This is a genomic window from Pseudomonas sp. 102515 (genome assembly GCF_031085165.1).
Taxonomy (GTDB): Bacteria; Pseudomonadota; Gammaproteobacteria; order Pseudomonadales; family Pseudomonadaceae; genus Chryseomonas.
Genome location: NZ_JAVHTY010000004.1, coordinates 293,931 through 316,364 on the forward strand (window position 1 = coordinate 293,931; position 22,434 = coordinate 316,364).

Sequence of the window (22,434 nt, forward strand, 5' to 3'; positions counted from 1 at the left end):
AGTCGGCTCTACGACGGGTGTGGGCATTCGATGCAAGATCATCGCCACAGGACACAGGCCATTCGGCAGGGGCGACGAGCGGACCACCTGGCGCGCCGAGGTCGCCTGTGCTGGCTGGCCTTGCGAGAATGGGTCCTTCATCCATGTCGAGGAGCGCCACCGCTTTGGCCGCCGTCCAGGGTTTCTTGCTGACACGCCTCTGGCGCGAGACTTCCACCGGGATGGAACTGGTGTTCTGGTTCGCCACCGACCGCGGTCCGCACCAGCTGCGGGTGCCGGCGCAGCAGGCGGTGGCCTTCGCCCCGGCCGCGCGACGGGCGGACATCGAGCGCCTGCTGCCGGCCGGGGTGGAGATCCGCGAGCTGGCCCTGCAGGACTTCCAGCGGCGCCCCGTCCTGGGGCTCTATGCGCCGCGCTATCGCACCTTGCGCGAACTGGAACAGCGCCTTCCCGCCGCCGGCATCGATGTCTACGAGACGGACATCGCCCCGGCGGATCGCTTTCTCATGGAACGCTTCATCACCGCGCCGGTGACGCTGCCCACCGCCGACGGCGCGCCCTTGCGGCCGGATCCCGACTATCGCCCCACGCTGCGCACCCTGTCGCTGGACATCGAGACCAGCGAGCGCGGCGAGCTCTACAGCATCGGCCTGCACGGCTGCGGCCAGCGCCAGGTGTACATGCTCGGCCCCCCCACCGGGGAAGACGCCGCGGTGGACTTCGACCTGGAATACGTCGCCGACCGCGCCACCCTGCTCGAACGCCTCAATGCCTGGATGACGCGCCATGATCCCGACGTCATCATCGGCTGGAGCGTGCTGCAGTTCGACATCCGCGTGCTCCACGAACATGCACGCAAACTGGGCGTGCCGCTGCACCTGGGGCGTGGCGCCGTGGAGGACGATCGCTACGAACCCGGCGGCCAGGGCCGGCCCTTCCATGCCCTGCTGGCCGGGCGGCCGATCATCGACGGGGTGGAGGCGCTCAAGTCGGCGACCTGGGTGTTTCCCTCCTACAGCCTGGAAAACGTCAGCCGCACCCTGCTGGGCGAAGGCAAGGCCATCGACGATCCCCACGACCGCATGGCCTCGATCAACCGCATGTTCGCCGGCGAGAAGAGCGCCCTGGCGCGCTACAACCTGGTGGATTGCGAACTGGTCACGCGGATCTTCGCCAAGACCGGGCTGCTGCGCTTCCTGCTGGAGCGCGCCAGCGTCACCGGTCTGCCGCTGGAGCGTCACGGCGCCTCCATCGCCGCCTTCTACCACCTCTATCTGCCGCTGATGCACCGCCAGGGCTTCGTCGCGCCCAACCTCGGCGCCCAGCCGCCCGAGGCCAGCCCCGGCGGTTTCGTCATGGATTCCAGGCCCGGACTCTACGACTCGGTGCTGGTGCTGGACTACAAGAGCCTCTATCCCTCGTTGATCCGCACCTTTCTCATCGATCCGGTGGGCCTGGTGGAGGGCCTGGCGCTACCCGAGGACGAGACGGTACCGGGCTTTCGCGGCGCGCGCTTCCATCGCACCCGGCACTGCCTGCCGGAGATGGTGGCGCGGGTCTGGGAGGGGCGCGACGCCGCCAAGCGCGCCGGCAACGCACCCCTGGCCCAGGCGCTGAAGATCATCATGAACAGCTTCTATGGCGTGCTGGGCACCCCGCACTGCCGCTTCTTCGATCACCGTCTGGCCTCGTCCATCACCCTGCGCGGCCACGCGGTGATGCACCAGACCCGCGAGCTGATCGAGGCGCGTGGCCATCGGGTGATCTATGGCGACACCGACTCCACCTTCGTCTGGCTCGGGGCTGCCCATGCCGAAGCCGAGGCCGAGCGCATCGGTCGCGACCTGGTGGCGGCGGTCAATGCCCACTGGCGCGCGCAACTGCAGGTCGAGCTGGGACTGGAAAGCCACCTGGAGCTGCAGTACGAGACCCACTTCAGTCGCTTTCTCATGCCCACCATCCGCGGCGCGGAGGAGGGCAGCAAGAAGAGATACGCCGGGCTGCGACCGGGTGCCGATGGTCAGCCGGAACTGGTGTTCAAGGGGCTGGAAACGGTGCGCAGCGACTGGTCGCCGCTGGCCCAGCGCTTCCAGCGCGAGCTCTACCTGCGCATCTTCACCGGCGAGCCCCACGAGGACTATGTGCGCGACTTCGTCGCCTGCACCCGCGCCGGCGACCTGGACGACCTGCTGGTCTATCGCAAGCGCCTGCGCCGGCCGCTGGAGGAGTACCGGAGCAACCTCTCGCCCCAGGTCCGCGCGGCGCGGCTGCTGGAGGCGGAAGGCGCCCGCCTGGGACGCCGCAGCCGCTTTCGCCGCGGCGGCTGGATCAGCTACCTGATCACCACCGCCGGCGCCGAACCGGTCGAACTGCCCCATGCGCCGCCAGACTACGACCACTATGTGCAGCGCCAGCTGGCGCCGGTGGCCGACGCCATCCTGCCCTTCGTCGGCGACCGCTTCGATCGCCTGCTGGATCGGCAGATGGGGTTGTTCTGATGTACACCGCCGACAGCGGACTGGATGCGGCGGGTTTTATCCGCCAGGTGCCGGAACTGCCCTTCCAGATCGAGTACCAGGCAGTGCTGGCCGCCGTGCGCAGCCAGTTGCCATCCTTGCTGGGCACTCATCTGGTCGCGCTCTATGTCTATGGCAGTGTGGCCGAGGGTCGCGCCCGACCGGGACAATCGGATCTGGACCTCACGTTGATCCTGAACGATGCCTGTCCAGGCACCCAGTTGATCCAGCTGGAGCATCTGCGACGTACGCTGGAGCGTGGACACCCCGAAGTCAGCAAGATCGATTTCGACCTCGGGCACCGAGCCGAGGCCCTGGCCTCCGCCAATCGCCTCGGTTGGGGGTTCTGGCTCAAGCACCATTGCCGCTGGCTGTGGGGTGAGGATCTGGCGCGACGTCTTGCCCCTTCCAAGCCGAGTGCGGCCATCGCTCGAGCGGTGAATGGCGCGGTGGTACCTGTGCTGGAAGGGCATCTGCGCGCCCTGGCCGCGTGCACGCGGCCCGCCGAGCGTCTGCGCCTGCAACGAGAGGCGGCGCGGCGGCTGCTGCGCGCGCTTCTGGTGCTGCGTCGGCCCGACGAGATCGACTGGCCCTGGACCCTGGAAGAGCATCGGGCGCGGGCCTTGCGGCTGTATCCCGAGCAAGGGGCCGTAATCGAGTTCTTCTACACCGAAGCCCTGCGACCTCAGGCGGGCGCCGTCACATTCAATCAACGACTGGCCACCTTCCTTGGCTGGTTCGCCCGACAGGCAGGATCACCGGAGCCTTAGCGCAGACCGCGATATCCCCCAACCCACTCCCAAGACCCCGTCTCGCCCCAGGCTTTCCCGCGCTTCGCTCGCACTTGCCCTGCGCTCGTCAGTCCCACGCAGGCGGTACATCCCTGATCGCCGCCCTCCTGCGGCAGGATGAGGCCCGCTCTCCTGGCGTGCGCTCGTTATACTCCGGCCGGCGCCAGACCTATTCCGCGCGAACAGGCGGGTGGCCTGGCGGAATCGGTGCGGACGCGGCGATCACGATTTCTCGCGGATTTTCAGACGGCGGATAGATGAGCAAACAGGCGGACGCGGCCAGACCCAACAACTCCAAGCACCTCATCCCCAGTGACCTGCCGTTTCCCGTGGTGGGGATAGGTGCGTCCGCCGGAGGTATCCAGGCGCTGCTGCGCTTCTTCGAGGCGCTGCCAGCCGATTGCGGCATGGCCTTCGTGGTGGTGATGCACCTGTCGCGAGAACATCAGAGCAATCTCGACCAGATCCTGCAGCGGGTCACGCGGTTGCCGGTACAGCAGGTCACCCAGCCGGTGCCCATCCATGTCGAGCATGTCTATGTGATCCCGCCCGGCTTCGATCTGACCATGAACGACGGCTACCTGCGGCTGACCCCGGCGGAGCGTCCCCAAGGCGACCATGTCGCCGTGGACCTGTTCTTTCGCGCCCTGGCCGATGTGCACAAGACCCGCGCCATCGCCATCGTGCTGTCGGGCAATGGCGCCGATGGTGCCGTAGGCCTGGGGCGCATCAAGGAGCAGGGCGGGGTGACCCTGGCTCAGGCGCCGGAAGACGCCGAGTTCGATTCCATGCCCAAGAGCGCCATCGCCGCCGGGGTGGTGGACTTCGTCCTGCCGGTGGTGGAGATACCGCAAAAGCTGCTGGAGCTGGCCGTCACCCTCAGCACCCTGAGCCAGGGTGATCTGCGCCCTTTCGATCTCGAGTCCCGGGTACCGGAGCCCTCGAGCAAGGCGATGCAACTGGCCCTGCGCGACATCCTCACCCTGCTGCGTACCCGCACCGGGCACAACTTCAAGCAGTACAAGACCGCCACGGTGTTGCGTCGGGTGGAGCGGCGCATGCAGGTCAACGCCATCGCCGACATGCCGACCTATGCCGGCTTCCTCCACGAGCACCCCGAGGAAACCCCGGCGCTGCTCAAGGACATGCTCATCGGCGTGACCAACTTCTTCCGCGACCGCGAGGCGTTCGAGGCACTGGAGCGCGATGTCATCCCTGAACTGTTCGAGCACCTGCCGGCCGGGGAAGACCAGGAATTGCGTGTCTGGAGCGCCGCCTGCTCCAGTGGCGAGGAGGCCTATTCGCTGGCCATGCTGCTGACCGAGCAGGCCGAATTGCGCCAGTCCGCCGCGCGGCTGCAGGTGTTCGCCACCGATCTCGACGAGCACGCCCTGGCGGTGGCCCGCCATGGCGTCTATCCCGGCTCCATCGTCACCGACGTCGCCCCGGGCCGGCTGCGCCAGCACCTGCTCAAGGAGCAGAACCGGTACCGGGTGAAAAAGGAGCTGCGCGAGAAGGTGCTGTTCGCCCAACACAACCTGCTCAGCGATCCGCCGTTCTCGCGTCTCGATCTCATCAGTTGCCGCAATCTGCTGATCTATCTGGATCGCAAGGTGCAAGCCGAACTCCTGCATACCTTCCATTTCGCGCTCAAGCCGGGTGGCTACCTGTTTCTCGGCAGTTCCGAGTCGGCCGATGTGCAGAGCAGCCTGTTCGCCACGGTCGACAAGAAGAACCGCATCTATCGGGCCAAGCACACGACCAGCGTGATACGGCCCACGCCGTTGCTCAATCTCAATCCGGGCGTGCACAGCGTGCGCCTGCCACCGCACCAGGTCGGTCGGCGCAAGAAGGTGTCCTTCGCCGAGGTGCATCAGCGGGTGCTGGAGCAATATGCCCCGCCGAGCATCATCGTCGATCGCGAATCCAACATCGTGCACCTGTCCGAGCGGGCCGGGCGCTTCCTGCGCTACGTCGGCGGCGAGCCCAGCTACAGCCTGCCGGCGCTGGTGCTGGAGGAGTTGTGCCTGGAGCTGCGCACCGCGCTGTTCCAGGCGCTGCAGAGCAACAGGAGCGTCGAGGCGCGACGCGTGCATATCCAGCGCGACGACCGCAGCTACTACATCAACATGGTCGTGCGGCCGTTCCGCGACAGCGACACCAGCACCGACTATCTGCTGGTGCTCTTCGATGAAGTCGAAGATGTCATGGGCGCCGATTCCGTCAGCGACCACGTCGAAGCCAAGGACAGCGTCCTCACCCAGCTGGAAGCCGAGTTGCAGCCCACCAAGGAGCAGCTGCAGCTGACCATCGAGCAGTCCGAGACCTCCACCGAGGAGCTCAAGGCCTCCAACGAAGAGCTGCAGGCGATCAACGAGGAGTTGCGCTCGGCCACCGAGGAGCTGGAGACCAGCAAGGAAGAGTTGCAGTCGATCAACGAAGAGCTGATCACCGTCAACTACGAGCTCAAGTCCAAGATCGAGGAAACCGGCAAGATCAACGACGATCTGCAGAACCTCATCACCTCCACCGACATCGCCACGGTGTTCGTCGACCGCGGCATGCGTATCAAGAGGTTCACTCCACGCGCCGCCAGCATCTTCAACATCATCGTCAGCGATACCGGCCGCTCGCTGCTCGACATCACCCATCGCCTGGACTACCCGGAGCTGGCCACCGATGCCAATCAGGTCTTCGAGTCCCTCGGCCAGATCGAGCGGGAGGTTCGCAGCCACGATGACCGCTGGTACCTGGCGCGGTTGCTGCCCTACCGTACCGCGGAGGACCGCATCGAAGGCGCGGTGCTGACCTTCATCGACATCACCGAGCGCCGCAAGGCCCAGGATCGTGCCCGCGATGGCGAGGAAAACATGCGCCTCATGGCGCAGAACATCCATGACTATGCCATCGTCACCCTGGATGCCGGCGGCATCATCAACAGCTGGAACGGTGGCGCCACCCGGCTGTTCGGCTACAGCGAACGCGAGGCGCTGGGGCAGCCCATGGGCCTGATCTTCACTCCGGAAGACCTGGCCGCCCAGGTTCCGGAAGCGGAGCTGCGCCAGGCCGACGAGCAGGGCGCCGCCCAGGACGAACGCTGGCTCAGGCGCAAGGATGGCAGCCGCCTCTATTGCACCGGAGTGCTCAGTCGCATGAGCAACGCCTCGGGCGGTCGCGGCTATGCCAAGATCGCCCGGGACGCCACCGCCGATCACGTGCTTGCCAGCGAGAATGCCAATCAGCAGGCACAGCAGCGCGCCCTGGTGCAGCTCAAGGACGAGTTCTTCGCGGTGATGTCCCACGAACTCAAGCACCCGCTGAACCTCATCCAGCTCAACAGCGAGCTGCTGGCCCGTTCACCGGCGCTGCGTGACGTGCCTCTGGCGCGCCGTGCCACCGAGGCCATCCAGCGCGCGGTGCGCAGCCAGGCGCAGATCATCGACGACCTGCTCGACCTGTCGCGCATCCGCACCGGCAAGCTCAAGCTGGAGCGCCAGAGCCTGGACCTGGCCCAGCAGCTGCGCGAGATCGCCGAGGTGATCCGCCCGTTGGCAGACGAGGTGCAGGTCAGTTGCTCCCGGTTACCGGGGGCACCGCTGCATGTCCAGGCGGATGCCACCCGGATCGGCCAGATCGTCTGGAACCTGCTCAACAACGCCATCAAGTTCACCCCGGCGGGTGGCCGGGTGGAGATCAGTCTGAGGGTTGAGGATGGCGAGGCCCGGTTGGACGTCACCGACAATGGCCAGGGCATAGCCCCGGACTTCCTGCCGCGGGTGTTCGACATGTTCGGCCAGGCGGAAATGAAATACACCGCCCGCGCCCAGCATGGTCTGGGGATCGGGCTGGCACTGGTCAAGCAGCTGGTGGAAGCCCATGGTGGGCGCATCGAGGCCCACTCCGAAGGCCTCGGCCTGGGCGCGCGCTTCAGCGTCTGGCTGCCGCTGTGCCAGGGCGAAGAGCTCCAGCTGGCCGAGGCGCAGGCGGAAGGGCAGTCCATCGCGGGACTGCGGGTGCTATTGGTGGACGACTCTCCCGACATCGTCGAGACCCTGCAGCTGTTGCTCGAAGAGGAAGGCGTCCTGGTCACCGCAGCGACCGACTCTCGGAGCGGCCTGGCGCTGGCCCAGGAGCGAGATTTCGACGTCATTCTCTCCGACATCGGCATGCCGAAGATGGACGGCCACGAATTCCTGCGCCAGGTGCGGGCAGGCGATCGCAACGTCGGCACCCCGGCGGTGGCCCTGTCTGGCTATGGCACCCGGCTGGATATCGACAAGGCACGGGCGGCGGGTTTCGCCCGGCATCTGAACAAGCCGGTCAGTTTCGAGGCGCTGATCGCCATCCTGCAGGAGCTTCAGGCGGCCGGTTAAGGGCGCGCGGGCGGTAGCTTAGTCAGACGATTCGCGGCACACTCGGGAGCCATCGGGGCGCCCGCCCAACCGGGCCGGCGGCCCCGTTTCCCGCCAGAGGAGCGCCGCGATGACCCGTCTCACCGCCAAGGATTTCTCGCCCGAACTGCTCGAACTCTACGACTTCTATGTGCACGGTCGCATCAGCCGCCGCGACTTCCTCGACCGCGCCGGCGCCTGCGCCGCGGTGCTGGGGCTGTCGGCCACCGGGGTGCTGGCGGCCCTGACGCCCAACTACGCCCTGGCCACCCAGGTCGAGTTCACCGATCCGGACATCGTCGCCGAATACGTCTACTACCCCTCGCCCAAGGGCCATGGACGGGTCCGCGGCTATCTGGTGCGACCAGCCAAGGCCAGCGGCAAGGTGCCGGCGGTGGTGGTGGTCCACGAGAATCGCGGCCTCAATCCCTATGTCGAAGACGTCGCCCGACGCCTGGCCAAGGCCGGCTATCTGGCCCTGGCGCCGGATGGCCTCACCTCCATGGGCGGTTACCCCGGCAACGACGACAAGGGCCGCGAATTGCAGCAGCAGGTCGATCCGGAAAAGCTGATGAACGACTTCTTCGCCGCCGTGGAAACCCTGATGGGCCACGAATTCAGCACCGGCAAGGTCGGCATCACCGGTTTCTGTTATGGCGGCGGGGTGGCCAATGCCGCCGCCGTGGCCTATCCGGAGCTGGCTGCGGCGGTACCCTTCTATGGACGTCAGCCGCGCGCCGAAGAGGTGGCCGCGATCAAGGCGCCGCTGCTGATCCACTACGCCGAGAACGATCCGCGCATCAACGAGGGCGCCGCCGCCTACGAAGCGGCGCTCCAGGCGGCCGGCAAGACCTACGAGGTGCATCGCTATGCCGGCACCAACCATGGCTTCCACAACGATTCCACCCCGCGCTACGACGAAGCGGCCGCGCGGCTGGCCTGGGACCGTACCCTGGGCTGGTTCGGTCGCTATCTCGCCTAGGCTTGGCACTCCGCCGGAGACCCCTGATGCCGCAATTGCGTATCCCCGCCGTCTACATGCGTGGCGGTTCCAGCAAGGGCGTGTTCTTTCATGCCCGCGACCTGCCGCCGGCCGGTCCGGCGCGCGATGCGCTGCTCCTGCGGGTGATCGGCAGCCCCGATCCCTATGGCAAGCAGATCGACGGCCTGGGCGGCGCCACCTCCAGCACCAGCAAGGTGGTGGTGATCGCGCCTTCCCGCCGACCGGACTGCGACGTCGACTACCTGTTCGGTGCCCCGGCCATCGCGGTGCCGGTGATCGACTGGTCGGGCAACTGCGGCAATCTCAGCGCCGCCGTCGGGCCGTTCGCCATCAGCGAGGGCCTGGTCCAGACGCCGCGCGAGGGCCTGGCCACGGTGCGCATCTGGCAGGCCAATCTCGGCAAGCGCATCCTCGCCCACGTTCCCATGCTCAATGGCGAGGTGCAGGAAGAGGGGGATTTCCGTTTCGACGGCGTGGCCTTCCCGGCCGCCGAAGTGGTGCTCGATTTTCTCGATCCCGCAGGTAGCGACGGCAGCGTGCTGCCCACCGGGCGGGCGGTCGACGAGCTCGACGTCCCGGGGCTGGGCCGGCTGCCGGTGACCCTGCTCAATGCCGGTAATCCCACCGTCTTCGTGCGGGCCGAGACCCTGGGTCTCAGCGGCACCGAGACCCTGGGTCTCAGCGGCACCGAGACCCAGGCGCAGGTCAACGGCGACACGGCGCTGCTGGCGCGCCTGGAAACCCTGCGCGCGGCGGGCGCGGTGGCCATGGGCCTGGCCGCCACGGCCGCCCAGGCGACGGCGGAACGCCCGCATACGCCCAAGCTGTGCCTGATCGCCGAGCCCCAGACCTACCGGGCGGCCGGTGGCAAGCAGGTCCAGGCCGAGGAGCTCGACGTCATCGCGCGGATGATCTCCATGGGCAAGCTGCACCACGCCATCCCCGGTACCGGCGCGGTCGCCGTGGCCGTGGCCGCGGCGCTGCCCGGGACTCTGGTCAATGCAGTCACCGGCGACCTGCCAGGCGGCCAGGTGCGCATGGGCCATACCGCCGGCAGCCTGGCGGTCGGCGCCCAGGCACGCGAGGTCGACGGCAGCTGGCAGGTGGAAAAGGCCAGCATGAGCCGCAGCGCCCGGCGCCTGATGGAAGGCTGGGTGCGGGTACCGGCGGAGAGTAGGTTGGGCTGAGCGCAGCGAAGCCCAACGAGCGGATAGCCTGGCGCACCTCGGCCCTCACCCCAACCCCTTCCCAGGGGGAAAGCAGGCGATCGAGTCTGGCGCGCCTGTGGCTCGATCTCTTGCCGGTGTCCTGGCGTAGCGTGGAAAACCGCGCAGCGTTTTCCACTGGGCAAGCTCACGTCATCCGTGGACAAGACTGTGTCGTTATCCCCTCCACGGTCGAGGTCGGCCGCGCAGGCTGGCCTGCACTGGCTCCGTCGTCGAAGTCCGGCACCCTTGGTTTAGGGCCTTGTCGGACCTCAGGGTCCTTCGATCAGATCGCGGATGCGCACCGCCAGGGCGTCCATGGCGAAGGGCTTGGTCATCACATGCATGCCGGGCTCCAGGTGGCCATTGCCGACCACCGCGTTCTCGGCGTAGCCGGTGATGAACAGCACCCTGAGGCCCGGGCGGCGCTGGCGGGCGGCGTCGGCCATCTGCCGGCCGTTCATGCCGCCGGGCAGGCCGACGTCGCTGATCAGCAGGTCGATGCGCACATCGGATTCCAGCAGCCGCAGCCCGGAGCTGGCATCCGCCGCTTCCAGCGCGGCGTAGCCCAGTTCCTCCAGCACCTCCACCACCAGCATCCGCACCGTGGGTTCGTCATCCACCACCAGCACCGTCTCGCCGTGACCCTGGCGTGGCAGGGCCGGTTGGCTGGCGATGAGGTCCACACCGGTCGCCGTCTCGCGATGGCGCGGCAGGAAGAGGGTGACGCTGGTGCCCTGATCGACCTGGGAATGGATGCGCGCCTGGCCGCCGGATTGGCGCACGAAGCCATAGATCATCGACAGGCCGAGCCCGGTGCCCACGCCGATCGGCTTGGTGGTGAAGAAGGGATCGAAGGCCTTGGCGATCACTTCGGGCGGCATGCCGCAGCCAGTGTCGGTCACCGCGAGGGCGATGTATTCACCCGGCTCCAGGTCGCGTACCCGGGCCATGCGCGTATCCAGCGCCCGGTTGGCGGTCTCGATGACGATGCGGCCACCCTCGGGCATGGCGTCGCGGGCATTGATGCAGAGGTTGAGCAGGGCATTTTCCAGCTGCGGCGGATCGACCAGGGTCGACCAGAGCTCGCTGCTGGCCACCACCTCGATCTGGATGGCCGGACCCACCGTGCGGCGGATCAGGTCTTCCATGCCGGCTACCAGGCGATTAACGTCGGTGGGCTTGGGGTCCAGCGTCTGCCGGCGGGAAAAGGCCAGCAGCCGATGGGTCAGGGCGGCGGCGCGGATGGCAGCGCCCTGGGCCGCGGTGGTGTAGCGCTCCAGGTTGTTCAGCCGGCCCTGGCCGATGCGCACCGTGAGCAGGTCCAGACTGCCGACGATGCCGGCGAGCAGGTTGTTGAAGTCGTGGGCCAGGCCGCCGGTGAGTTGGCCGACCGCTTCCATCTTCTGCGACTGGCGCAACTGCTCTTCCAGCACGGCCTGGGTCTCCATGGCCTCCTTTTCCCGGGTCACGTCCCGACCGGCCCCGGTGAGGTGCTCCTGATCGAGGTCCAGCGACAGCGTCCACGTCAGCCAGCGCCAGCTGCCATTCGCCGCCTGGACACGATTCTCCACCCGGGTCGGCAGCCCGCTGCGACGCAGTTCGTCCAACGCCACCAGCACGCCCGGCAGATCGTCGGGGTGAATGAGTTCGGTATAGGGGCGGCTGAGCAACTCGGCCTCGGAATAGCCCAGGCCGCGCGACCAGGACGGACTCACCCGCAGGAGCTGCCCGGTGAAGTCGGCGGTGAGCAGCAGATCCTCGCTGAGGGCCCAGAGCCGGTCGCGCTCGGCGGTACGCGCCTGGACCTCCTGGCTGAGGCTGAGATTCTGCGCCTGGATCAGCGCCTGGGCGTCGCGCTGGGCGGTGACGTCCTGGGCGAAGACATAGAAGCCGTCCACCGCACCGCGCGCATCCCGACGCGGGCGATAGTGGATGTCGGCGATGCGCCGCCGACCGTCCGGCCAGGCCCAGGGTAGATCCAGGCGCGCCGGAGTGCCGTCCAGGGCGGCCTGGATGGCCGGGCGGCGAGCGGCGAACAGCTCCGGGGCGAATACCTCGGCCATGCTGCGACCCAGGATGCTTTCCGGCGCGTCCTCGAACCACTTGGGCGCCTCGACGTTGGCGAAGCGATAGATCAGGTCACGATCGACGAAGGCGATCAGGCAGGGCAGGGTGTCAGCCACCAGGCGCAGATTGAGTTCGCTGTCGCGCAGGGCACGTTCCGCGGTCAGCCGCGCCGTCGCCGAGCGGGTGCGATTGGCGACCTCGCGGATGAATTGCAACTCGGCCGGCGTCCAGTGCCGAGGTTGGCTGGAACCGATATAGAGCAGGGCCACCAGGTTGCCGTGCTCGAACAGCGGCAGGTTGACGAGGGCGCGGGTATCCAAGCGTTGCAGGGCCGCGAGGTTGTCACGGGTGCGGCGGTCTTCGTGGACATCCTCGATCACCACGGTTTCGCCGCGCTTGAAGGCCTCGCTGTAGCTGCCGTAGTCGCGGAAATTCAGGGTGCCCATCAGGCTGCGGGCGCCCGGGATCGTCCAGTCGCGCCCCACGGTGATGGTCTCGGCGTCGGCGTCCACCAGGCCATAGCCCACCAGGTGGGCATCCAGGGTGGTACCCAGGGTGGCGCAGGCCAGTTCGGTGACGGCCTCGATGTCGCCCAGCTGGCTGAAGCCTTCGCCGAGTTCGGCCAGCGCCCTGCGATAGCGCTCTTCGTCGCGAGTGACCTGGGCGGCCTGCTCGCGCTCGGTGACATCCAGGAACAGCACCAGAAAGCTGTCCGGCCCGGCCTTGTGCGCATGGCCTTCGTACCAGCGGCCGTTGTGCTGGAATTGCCGCACATAGCTGAACGACTGGCCGGTATCCACCACCCGGGTGAAATCTTCCACCCAGAAGTCTTCGAGATCGGGAAACAGCGTGCGCGCGGTCTGGCCCACCGCCTGTTGCGCGCTCAAGCCGAAGTGCGCGCAACAGGCGCGATTGACCTGATCATAGCGCCAGTCGCGGCCACGGCCCTGCCCATCGCGCAGGATGGTGCCGAGGATGAAGCCCTCGTCCAGTTGCTCGAACAGGCTTCGCCAATAGCGCTCGCTGTCCGCCAGTTGCCGCTGCACCTCGCCCACGTGGCGCTGGCTGTCACGCAGGGCCTGGCCGGCCAGGTGCTGGGACGTGCGGTCGCGCAGGATCTTGACGAAGCCGGTATGGCTACCGGCGTCATCGTGCAGCGGATGCATCTCGCCGCTGGCCCAGAAGCGGGTGCCGTCGCGCCGCAGGTGCCAGCGCTCGTCTTCGGCACGGCCGTCCTGCAGCGCCAGCCGCATTTCCAGCGCGGCCCGGCCGCTCTGGTTGTCTTCCGGGGTGAAGAAGCGCTCCGCCGGTGCGCCGCGAATCTCCGCAGCGGTCCAGCCCAGCAGGCGCTCGGCGCCGCTGTTCCAGTCGGTGATCACCCCGGCCGGATCGAGCACGATCATGGCGAAATCGATGGCGCCATCGAAGATCGCCAGGCGCCGCTGGGCATCCTGGGGCGGCAGCGCCGTGCATTGATCGAGCGCGGCACGGAGATGGCGGACTTCGGCCTGGAGGTCAGCGTGGGAGGGAGCGGATTCAGCCATGAGGTCTTTCAAGCGCGTGGGCAGCGGAGGCGGACGCCAGTGACGTCCAGTAAGGGCCTTAGAGTAAGAGAGTCGGGCGCCGGCTAGCGATCTGCCAGCACCTTTTTCCGACAGGCAGGGAATTAAGTAGCCGTTACGGCATCAGACAAGTGCCGGCACCAAGCGGCCAGCCGTCCATCCGAGCCTTGTGATCCAATTCGAGTAATTTCGGTCTATTTAGTCGTACTAATGAAGTAGCGTTGCCATGACCGATGTAGTTTCTTCCGCAGCCGTTACCACCGTGCTGGTCGTCGAAGACGATCCGGTGTTGAGATCGCTGGCGACGGAGGTGTTCGAGATGGAGGGTTATGCCGTCCAGTCGTTCGACACCGCCGATGCCGCCTGGTGCTGGTTCGAAGCCGACCCGCTGCCGCCTGATCTCCTCTTCACCGACGTGCGCATGCCCGGTCGGCTGGATGGTCTCGCCCTGGCCAAACAGGTGCGTCAGCGCTTTCCACAATTGCCGATCCTGGTGTCGTCCGGCTATACCGGCCAGCAGTATGCCGAGCGCGAAGACCGGGCGCTGTTCCTGCCCAAGCCTTGGACCATCGACCAGTTGCTGAAGGCCTGCGGCCAGTTGGGCGTCTAACCGCCTGCCTGACACGCGCGCGCGCGGCGTACCGCCGAATCCACCTCATCCAGCGTCCAGGGCTTCTGCAGGAAGATCACCTGCGGGGGCAGCGCCGTGGTGATTTCGTAGCCATAGCCGGAAGTGATCACCATCGGCAACTCGGGCCAGCGCTGCAGGAGCATCTGCGCCAGCTCGCCGCCGCGCAACTGGCCGGGCATCAGGTGATCGGTGATCACCAGCGCCGGAGCGTCCTGCTGCTGTAGCAGATGCACCAGGGCGTCGTCCGCATTGTCGAAGCGCGTGCAGGTCCATTGCAGTCGTTCTTCGAGATGATTGCCCAGCAGTTCGGCGAGCATCCCGTTGTCTTCGATGACGACGACGTAGGGCAGGGAGGAGGGCAGGGTCATCGGGACTTCCGGAACACGCGATGCGACGGTTCCGGAAGTCTAGCAGAGCTGTTTCACATTCCGCCCTGCATTCGTCTGACGATTTTTAGAACTCCAGAACGATCTTGCCGAAATGGCTGCCGTCCTTCTGGAAGGCGAACGCCTGGCCGATCTCCTGCAGTGGGTAGCTGCGGTCGATGACCGGCTTAATCCCCGTGCTTTCCAGCGCCCGGATCATCTCCTGCTGGTGACGGCGGCTGCCGACGATCAACCCCTGCAACCGCTGGTGGCGGCGCATCAGATTGGCCGTGGGGACCTGCCCTTCCACCCCGGTGAGCACCCCGATCAACGCCAGGTGACCGTGGATACGCGCGGCCTGGATGGATTGCGCCAGCGTCGCCGGGCCGCCCACTTCCACCACGATGTCGACGCCCCGGCCTCCGGTGATGGCCTGCACCTTGGCGCCCCACTCGGGTTCGCTGCGATAGTTGATCAGGTGATCGGCGCCCAGGGCATAGGCGCGCTTCAGCTTCTCGTCCGAGGACGAGGTGGCGATCACCGTGGCGCCCATGGCCTTGGCCATCTGCAAGGCGAAGATCGACACGCCGCCAGTGCCCATGACCAGCACGCTGTCGCCAGCCTTGAGGCCACCGTCCACCACCAAAGCGCGCCAGGCGGTGAGCCCGGCGGTGGTCAGGGTCGCCGCCTCGGCATGGCTGTAGCCCTTGGGCGCGCGGGTGAAGGCCGTGACCGGGCGCACCACCACCTCGCAGGCGAAGCCGTCGACACCATCGCCAGGGGTAGTGGAAAAATCATCGATGGGCGGCTCGCCGTCCAGCCAGTGGGGAAAGAAGGTCGAGACCACGTGATCGCCCACGGCGAATTCGCTGACGCCTGCGCCCACGGCCTCGACCACCCCGGCGCCATCGGACATGGGAATACGGCCATCGGCGGTCGGCATCTTGCCCAGCACCACGCCCAGGTCATGGAAATTCAGCGAGCTGGCCTTGATCCGTACCCGGATCTCGCCGGCCCCTGGTTGTCCCGGATCAGGCAGTTCGCAGGATTCCAGCTGGTCCAGACCACCGGGTTTGCGTAGGCGTATGGCATGCATGAGAGATCCTCCGGACTGTGGCGAGCAGGACGCTCGCGGGTCAGTAGAGGACCACGGCAGGGGGCGCAGGATTCCCGAAAGGGACCTGCGCCCTGGGCTTTACTTGATCGCCTTCTGCAATTGCTGCAGCTGTTGGGTACGGGTGTTCAAGCGGGCTTCGCCACGTTCGGCGTCGATCTTCTTCAGTTCGGCTTCGGCCATGCGCAGCTTGATGGTCTGCATGGCGGTCTGGATGCGTTGCTGGGTCAGGTAAGCCAGCTGGTCGACGGTACGCTCGTTCTCACCGTCCTTGTAGGCCTTGTCGGTCTTGGCCAGCCAGGTGCCGGCATCCTTGGTTTCCAGCGCCGCCAGCTGGGTGGCCTGGGGCTGGGATTCGAGGGCGGCGTAGTCGTTGCGCGCCTTTTCCAGGTTGGGGTTGGGCGGGGTGGCGCAGGCGGCCAGGGTCAGCGCCGACATCAGCGGGAGCAGAAAACGTTTACGCATGGTTTCGTCCTTCAAGAGAGCGGGCAGCCTTACTGCTGCACCTTTTTCTGTAGATTCTGTTGCAGCTGGAGGTTGATCTGACCTTCCTCACGGATCTGCTGGATGCTGTTCTGGGCATCCTGCAGTGCCGCCGCGGCCTTGGCAGCCTGGGTCTTGCGGGTCGCCAGACGGGCATCCCACTCGGCCTGCTCGGCCAGTTGCTTGGCTTCGTCGTACTTCTCGTTGGACAGGGCCGCCTGGGCCTGGGTCCACTTGTCCTGGGCCGACTTGGTCTCGATGGGGGCGAACTGATTGCCGCCGCCGCTCACGGCTTCGTTGACGGCCGACTGGGTCACGGCCATCTGCGCGGTCGGCGGGTTGCCGGCGCAGCCCGCGAGCAGCAGGCCGCCGCCCAGGATCAGGCTGGCGAGCAGCGCACGAGGCGCGGAGAACGGGAAGGCACGAGCGGGACCGGTTTTCATCCGAACATTCCTGGCGGGTCGCCCGGAATGGGCGACAGTGCCTTTGAGACGGCGAAAACGCGGCGAGGTTCGCTGCGAGCGCTGCGCTCAAGGCCAGGGGGTCCTGGCCGATATCTGTTGTCTGATAACAACAGAGCCAATGGCCCCGGAGACTTCCATGCTGTTACGCAACTGCAACATCGCGCCTCGCGCGGCCCTGGGCTTCGGCCTGATCGCCCTGATGGTGGCTTTTCTCGGCCTGTTTTCGTTGGCGCAGATGGCGGGTATTCGCGAGCGCCAGGTGGTGACGGAGCGTGACTGGGTACCCAGCATCCGCGCGGTAGACGCCATTCGCGAGAACATGCTGCGCATCCGTACCATTTCCTTGCGTCTGGCGCTGGACCCGGACCCGCGCAACATCGATACCTACGTCGGCCAGTACGAGGCGCGCAACAAGGTACTCATGGCCGGCATCAGGGCCTATGAGGGCTTTGTCGACACTCCCGAGGAACACCAGCGCTGGGATCTCTTCAAGCGCGACTTCGCCACCTATCAGCAGGGCATGACCACGTCCTTCGCCCTGGCGCGCCAGGGCGATACCGCCGCGCTCAACAAGCTGACGCTGGTGGACATGAAGCCGGTGGTGGACGGCACCGGCAAGCAGCTGGGCGAATTGGGCGACTTCTATGCCGAGGGCATCGAGCGCGACGGCAAGATCTCGGCGGACCGCTACGACGCCTCACGGCTGATTGTCATCGCGGTGATCGCCCTGGCCGCCCTGGCCACGGTGCTCATGGCCTGGCTGCTGACCCGCAGCATCGTCGGGCCGCTGCGCGAGGCGCTGCTGGCCGCCCGCCGCGTCGCCCAGGGCGACCTGACGCAGACCCTGGCCGTGCAAGGCCGCGACGAGGTGAGCGAATTGCAGCGCGCCCTGCAGCAGATGCAGGCGCAGCTGCGCGAGACTCTCTCGCGTATCGCCGGCTCCTCCACCCAGCTGGCGACCGCCGCCGAAGAACTCAATGCGGTCACCGAGGCCGCTGGCCAAGGCCTGCAGCAGCAGAACGACGAGCTCGAACAGGCCGCCACGGCCGTCACCGAGATGAGCACCGCGGTGGACGAAGTGGCGCGCAACGCCGTCTCCACCTCCGAAGCCTCGCGGGCCTCCAGCCAGGCCGCGCAGCAAGGCCAGACCCGTGTCGCCGACACTCTGGGCGCCATCGCCGCCTTGTCCGACGAGGTGTCCGCCACCGGGACGCTGGTCCAGCGGCTCGCCGAGCAGTCCCAGGACATCGGCAAGGTGCTCGACGTCATTCGCGCCATCGCCGAACAGACCAACCTGCTGGCGCTCAATGCGGCCATCGAGGCGGCGCGGGCCGGCGAGGCCGGTCGCGGGTTCGCCGTGGTCGCCGACGAAGTGCGCGCCCTGGCCAGCCGCACCCAGCAGTCCACCCTGGAAATCGAACAGATGGTCTCCGGCATGCGCAGCGGTGCCACTCAGGCCCTGGGCTCCATGCACAGCAGCAGTCAGCGGGCCCAGGCCACGCGTGCCCTGGCGGAAACGGCGGGGGTGGCGCTGGACGAGATCAACAGCCGCATCGGCGAGATGTACGAGCGCAACCTGGTGATCGCCAGCGCGGCCGAAGAGCAGGCGCAGGTGGCCCGGGAAGTGGACCGCAACCTGGTCAACATCCGCGATCTCTCCACCCAGTCCGCCGACGGTGCCCGCCAGACCAACGCCGCCAGCCAGGAGCTGTCACGGCTGGCGGTGGACCTGCAGGGCCTGGTGAATCGCTTCCAGGTGTGAGCCCTAGGCCCGCACCGCCTGGTACAGCGCCCGGATCAGATCCGACTGGGTGATGATGCCGACCAGGCGGCGCGAGCCGTCGATGATGGGGATGTGGCGGTGGCCGTTCTCGGAAAACACCGGCACCAGGTCGATCAGCAGGCGGTCGGCGCTGGCCACCCGTACGGTGCGGGTCATGATGCGGCCGACGCTGTTTTCCTCCTGGCGCGTGCGCGGACGGACCAGCGAGCGCAGGCGCCAGCCGAGGCCTTCATGGACGTCCAGGTCGATCTGCCGCATGAAGTCGGCGACGGTGACGATGCCCAGCAGATAGCCCTGGCGATCCACCACCGGCAGCGCCTTGATGCGGCGGGCGCGCATCAGCGCCCAGGCTTCCTGCAGCGGCATCTCGGCGCGGGCCGTCACCGGTTCCTGGCTCATGACGTCGGCGCAGCGCAGCTCGCCCATCTTGCGCTGGTAGGCGCGCGCCTCCACCTGTTCGAGCAATTCGGCGAGGTCGTCGCGGCTGATGTCCAGCACCTGGTTGTAGCGCGCCAGCACGGCGTCCAGGTCGGCGCGCTGCAGGCGCGTCTCGCCGCTCGGCTCGACCGGGCGTGGCACATGGGGCCAGGGGCGCCGGGTCAGGTTGTTGTAGAGCAGACCGGCGCTCACCAGCAGCAGCGAATCCAGCGCCACCGGACTCCAGGCATAGCTGAAGTCCTGGGCGCCGATGAGCACCATCAGCAGCGCCGAGGCGCCGCCCGGGGGGTGCAGGCAGCGCAGCGTGAACATGGCGGCGATGGCCAGGGCGACCGCCAGCGCGGCGGCCAGGTTGGCTTCGGGAATCCACAGCGCGCAGGCGATGCCGATCAGCGCCGACAGGGTATTGCCGCCCACCACCGACCAGGGCTGCGCCAGCGGACTGGAGGGCAGGGCGAACACCAGCACGGCGCTGGCGCCCAGCGGCGCCACCAGCGCCAGCGCCAGGGCGCCATGCTGATGCACCGGCTGGCCTTCCAGCCACCAGGCCGCCAGGAGCGCGGCGAGCAGGATGCCGAGGCCGGCGCCCAGGCTGGCACGCAGGCGTTCGCGACCGTCGATGGGCAAGGGCGCTGGCCAGAAGGCGCGCAGGCCCTGGGCCAGACGGGCGTAGAGGGAGGGCGGGGAGGGCGGCGTAAGGGGTTCCTGGGGCATGGGCAAGCAGCTGCTGGGCAGAACGAGGGCGCTGATGGTCCACCCTGTACGCAGCCCTGGCAATACCGGCGAAGACCACCGGCCGCCACCGCAAGCGGCCAGGCGGCGACCAGAGCGACCGCGGCCCCGGGGAGATTTTCTGCTGCGACCGCCTGGATTGCCGTAGTAGGATCATCGGCTGGGTGTCGCCGCAACCTCGCGGTAGGACAGGTTGAATCGAGCGCAGGTCGGGCCGCCGCGCGGAGTACGGCTGCCCATGAACGCCCCCCTGTCTCCAGCGAAGGCCCTGGCCTTTCTCAATCGCTTCTGCGCGGCCGAAGCGGCCGGTGGCATCGTGCTGATGGTGGCCGCGGCCATCGCCCTGATCGTCGCCAACTCGCCGCTGGCCGCTACCTATTTCGCCAGCCTCCACGGGTACATCGGTGGCCTTTCGCTCGGTCACTGGATCAACGACGGCCTGATGGCCATCTTCTTTCTGCTGGTCGGCCTGGAAATCAAGCGCGAGATGGCGGTCGGCCAACTCGCCCGTTGGGGCGATCGCGCCCTGCCGGGCCTCGCTGCCCTCGGTGGCATGCTGGTGCCGGCGCTGCTCTATGCCCTGGTCAATCGCCACGATTCCCAGACCCTCGCCGGCTGGGCGATTCCCGCCGCCACCGACATCGCCTTCGCCCTCGGCGTGCTGTCGCTGCTGGGGTCGCGGGTGCCGCCGTCGCTCAAGGTGTTTCTCTCGGCCCTGGCGATCCTCGATGACCTCGGCGCCGTACTGATCATCGCGCTCTTCTATACCAGCGACCTCTCCACCACCATGCTGCTGGCCGCAGCCGGTCTGGTGGCCGTGCTGTTCCTGCTCAATCGCTGCAAGGTCACGTCTCTGCTGCCCTATCTGCTGGTCGGGGCGCTGCTGTGGTTCTGCATGCTGCGCTCGGGTATCCATGCGACCCTGGCCGGGGTGATTCTGGCGCTGTTCATTCCGCTGGGCGATACCGAGGCCGACGATGCCTCACCGCTACTCAGGCTGGAGTCCGCGCTGCACCCCTGGGTGGCCTTCCTGATCGTGCCCCTGTTCGGCTTCGCCAATGCCGGGGTGTCCCTGGCCGGGATGTCGCCCGCCAATCTGCTCGATCCGGTCCCCCTGGGCGTGACCCTGGGGCTGTTCTTCGGCAAGCAGATCGGGATTTCCCTCATGGCGGTGCTGGCCATCCGCAGCGGCCTGGCGCGGCTGCCGGAAGGCGCCAGCTGGCTGCAGCTCTATGGCGTGGCGCTGCTCTGCGGCATCGGCTTTACCATGAGTCTGTTCATCGGCGCCCTGGCCTTTCCGGGGGCGCCCTTCCTGGTCGACGAGGTCAAGATCGGGGTGCTGCTGGGGTCGCTGTTGTCCGCCCTGGCCGGCATTGCCGTCCTGCTCCTGGCCGCCCGCCGTCGTTGAGAGGAGTCTGAGATGCCCTATGCGCTGTTCGCGGTGATGTTCGGCGGAGCCCTGGGCAGCGCCTGCCGCTGGTGGGTCGGTCTGCGGCTGAATGCGCTGTTCCCGCTGCTGCCCCTGGGCACGCTGCTGGTCAATCTGGTCGGCGGCTTCGTGATCGGCCTGGTACTGGGGCTGTTCTCCCGCTACCCGGGACTGGATGCCCAGTGGCGGCTGCTGCTGGTGACCGGCTTCTGCGGCGGTTTCACCACCTTCTCGACCTTTTCCGCCGAAGTGGTGACGCTGCTGCAGAGCGGCCGCCTGGGCTGGGCGGCGCTCACCGTGACCGTCCATGTGCTGGGGTCGCTGCTGCTGACCCTGGCCGGTTTCGCCCTGGCCGGTCGCCTCGGCTGAGGCGATCGGCCAGCCGGACCTAAGCCGGCGCGATCGGGGCCTGGCGCCGCGGTTTGAATCTCAGCGCCGGCGCCTCGATCAGGTGCCAGGAGAGCACCGCGAGGACCAGGGTCAGGGCATAGCTCACCAGCAGGAAGCCGGGCAGCGAGAAGCCGTCGGGAAACCAATGCATGAGCAGCTGCTGGACCGGGAAGTTGAACAGGTAGAGGCCGTAGGAATAGTCGCCGAAGCGGTCGAACCCGTGCAGCACCGGTACCTGCACCTGGGCCAGGTAGATGATCACATAGGCCAGTGACACCAGGTGGATCACCGGCAGGATGTGCCAGACGATGGCCGCCAGCGACAGCAGGCAGAGCGCCAGGGCGATATCCAGGCGCCAGGGGATGCGCGGTCCCGCGAGCTGCAGCAGGGCACCGGCGAAAAAGAACATGCCCAGGCTGAACACCTTGTGCAGCACGAAACTGGCGACGCCCATCTGCGGCAGCAGCAGGAAGTTGCCCAGCACCAGCACCACCAGGGTGGCCATGACCACCGAGCGGGTCAGCAGCCCCAGCACCCCGATGATCAGCAGCGACAGGTACATGAACACCTCGTAGGGCAGGGTCCAGTAGCTGCCGTTCACCGTGTCCGGAAAGGGATTGCCGGTGAAGACGCCGGGCAGTTCGAAGCGTGTCATCAAGAGGATGTTCTTGAAGAAGCCCAGGGTCTGGCGATCGCTGAAGTAGGCACTCGTCTCGCGACTGGTGGCCAGCCAGCCCACCACCAGCACCGAGAACAGCACCGAGACGATCAGCGCCGGAAAGATCCGCAGGGCGCGCTTGAGCAGAAAGTCCAGGGGATTGCGACTGCGCTGGAAGGATGCCGTGATCAGGAAGCCGCTGATCACGAAGAACACATAGACGGCGATGTTGGCCGCGTCGGTGAAGCCGGTGAAGTTGAGGATCGGTTCGGCACCGATGTGTCCCGAGAGCCAGAAGCCGTGGCCGATCACCACGGTGGACGCCGCGGCGAATCTGAGGACATCGAAGTTGTTGCGTCCCGGGGGGACGTGGGCGGTAGTCATGTCTGCTCCTCGCAGCCGTGGCCCA

The 22,434-nt window shown here is 67.2% G+C and carries 15 protein-coding genes and 1 pseudogene; 9 read left to right on the plus strand and 7 right to left on the minus strand.

Annotated features, from left to right (window positions below):
• Window positions 1-164: 164 nt before the first annotated feature.
• From RCF34_RS16985 to prpF, 5 genes are all read left to right on the plus strand, one after another.
• On the plus strand, window positions 165-2,498 hold the full coding sequence (locus tag RCF34_RS16985; RefSeq protein WP_308709222.1) for a DNA polymerase II: 2,334 nt from the start codon (window positions 165-167) through the stop codon (window positions 2,496-2,498).
• Window positions 2,498-3,286, plus strand: a complete 789-nt coding sequence (locus tag RCF34_RS16990; RefSeq protein ID WP_308709223.1) for a nucleotidyltransferase domain-containing protein — start codon at window positions 2,498-2,500, stop codon at window positions 3,284-3,286. Before RCF34_RS16985 ends, RCF34_RS16990 begins: the two co-directional genes overlap by 1 nt.
• Window positions 3,287-3,564: 278 nt before the next feature.
• The gene (locus RCF34_RS16995; protein ID WP_308709224.1) at window positions 3,565-7,680 is read left to right on the plus strand and encodes a CheR family methyltransferase; all 4,116 of its coding nucleotides are present in this window, start codon (window positions 3,565-3,567) and stop codon (window positions 7,678-7,680) included.
• 109 nt (window positions 7,681-7,789) lie between these two features.
• Window positions 7,790-8,680, plus strand: a complete 891-nt coding sequence (yghX, locus tag RCF34_RS17000) for a YghX family hydrolase (RefSeq protein ID WP_308709225.1) — start codon at window positions 7,790-7,792, stop codon at window positions 8,678-8,680.
• 26 nt (window positions 8,681-8,706) lie between these two features.
• Window positions 8,707-9,888 carry a 2-methylaconitate cis-trans isomerase PrpF gene (gene prpF / locus RCF34_RS17005; protein ID WP_308709226.1) on the plus strand — a complete coding sequence of 394 codons (1,182 nt, stop codon included), beginning with the start codon at window positions 8,707-8,709 and terminating at the stop codon, window positions 9,886-9,888.
• 290 nt (window positions 9,889-10,178) lie between these two features.
• Here prpF and RCF34_RS17010 read toward each other — a convergent pair whose 3' ends face one another.
• Window positions 10,179-13,520 carry a PAS domain S-box protein gene (locus RCF34_RS17010; RefSeq protein WP_308709227.1) on the minus strand — a complete coding sequence of 1,114 codons (3,342 nt, stop codon included), beginning with the start codon at window positions 13,518-13,520 and terminating at the stop codon, window positions 10,179-10,181.
• Between the two features lie 244 nt (window positions 13,521-13,764).
• Here RCF34_RS17010 and RCF34_RS17015 point away from each other — a divergent pair, with 244 nt between their 5' ends.
• On the plus strand, window positions 13,765-14,148 hold the full coding sequence (locus RCF34_RS17015) for a response regulator (protein ID WP_051226123.1): 384 nt from the start codon (window positions 13,765-13,767) through the stop codon (window positions 14,146-14,148).
• Here the strand turns inward: RCF34_RS17015 and RCF34_RS17020 are convergent.
• The 4 genes and pseudogenes from RCF34_RS17020 to RCF34_RS17035 form a co-directional block, all read right to left on the minus strand.
• Window positions 14,145-14,537, minus strand: coding sequence for a response regulator (locus RCF34_RS17020; RefSeq protein ID WP_308709228.1), 393 nt, complete (start codon window positions 14,535-14,537; stop codon window positions 14,145-14,147). The genes RCF34_RS17015 and RCF34_RS17020 overlap by 4 nt on opposite strands.
• Before the next feature lie 85 nt (window positions 14,538-14,622).
• Window positions 14,623-15,630 carry an NAD(P)-dependent alcohol dehydrogenase gene (locus RCF34_RS17025; protein WP_308709229.1) on the minus strand — a complete coding sequence of 336 codons (1,008 nt, stop codon included), beginning with the start codon at window positions 15,628-15,630 and terminating at the stop codon, window positions 14,623-14,625.
• Between the two features lie 105 nt (window positions 15,631-15,735).
• Window positions 15,736-16,113 (minus strand): annotated as a pseudogene (locus RCF34_RS17030) (DUF4398 domain-containing protein); the annotation flags it as partial.
• A 29-nt stretch (window positions 16,114-16,142) separates the two neighbouring features.
• Window positions 16,143-16,574, minus strand: coding sequence for a DUF4398 domain-containing protein (locus tag RCF34_RS17035; protein WP_308709230.1), 432 nt, complete (start codon window positions 16,572-16,574; stop codon window positions 16,143-16,145).
• A 157-nt stretch (window positions 16,575-16,731) separates the two neighbouring features.
• On the opposite strand from RCF34_RS17035, the gene RCF34_RS17040 reads away from it, so the two are divergent.
• Window positions 16,732-18,357 carry a methyl-accepting chemotaxis protein gene (locus tag RCF34_RS17040; protein WP_308709231.1) on the plus strand — a complete coding sequence of 542 codons (1,626 nt, stop codon included), beginning with the start codon at window positions 16,732-16,734 and terminating at the stop codon, window positions 18,355-18,357.
• Between the two features lie 3 nt (window positions 18,358-18,360).
• Here RCF34_RS17040 and RCF34_RS17045 read toward each other — a convergent pair whose 3' ends face one another.
• Window positions 18,361-19,530, minus strand: coding sequence for an HPP family protein (locus RCF34_RS17045; protein ID WP_308709232.1), 1,170 nt, complete (start codon window positions 19,528-19,530; stop codon window positions 18,361-18,363).
• A 256-nt stretch (window positions 19,531-19,786) separates the two neighbouring features.
• Here RCF34_RS17045 and nhaA point away from each other — a divergent pair, with 256 nt between their 5' ends.
• Window positions 19,787-20,956, plus strand: coding sequence for a Na+/H+ antiporter NhaA (gene nhaA / locus RCF34_RS17050; protein ID WP_308709233.1), 1,170 nt, complete (start codon window positions 19,787-19,789; stop codon window positions 20,954-20,956).
• Between the two features lie 12 nt (window positions 20,957-20,968).
• Complete coding sequence (crcB, locus tag RCF34_RS17055) at window positions 20,969-21,346, plus strand: fluoride efflux transporter CrcB (protein ID WP_308709234.1); 378 nt, start codon at window positions 20,969-20,971, stop codon at window positions 21,344-21,346.
• A 19-nt stretch (window positions 21,347-21,365) separates the two neighbouring features.
• On the opposite strand, the gene RCF34_RS17060 is transcribed toward crcB, so the two are convergent.
• Window positions 21,366-22,409 carry an acyltransferase gene (locus RCF34_RS17060; protein ID WP_308709235.1) on the minus strand — a complete coding sequence of 348 codons (1,044 nt, stop codon included), beginning with the start codon at window positions 22,407-22,409 and terminating at the stop codon, window positions 21,366-21,368.
• Window positions 22,410-22,434 lie beyond the last annotated feature (25 nt).